The following is a 293-nucleotide window of genomic DNA, read 5'->3' on the forward strand; positions in this document are numbered from 1 at the left end:
GTGTAAGCACCACCCTGAACAGCGGAAACATCTATGTAGGGAATGCCTCTAACGTGGCAACAGCCGTAAGTCCGACAGGAGACGTTACCATTACCAATGCAGGAGTAACCAGTGTTGACAAGCTAAAGGGCAAAACATTATCAGCCACCGCACCTACGAACGGACAGGTACTAAAATATAATACGGCCACAAGTGCCTGGGAACCTGCTGCGGATACGGATACCAATACAACTTATACCGGTTCTGCCTCTATTAACCTAAATGGAACCAGTTTTGAGAGAACTGCTCTGTCA

General features: G+C 47.4%; 1 protein-coding gene. It reads left to right on the forward strand.

What is annotated here, in order from left to right:
* Positions 1–53 precede the first annotated feature (53 nt).
* Positions 54–293 (forward strand): hypothetical protein (locus tag ACPYOG_RS19390; RefSeq protein ID WP_481295763.1); only part of this gene is annotated, 240 nt, incomplete at its 3' end.

The sequence above is a fragment of the Leifsonia sp. HAY1-4F genome (genome assembly GCF_056755275.1).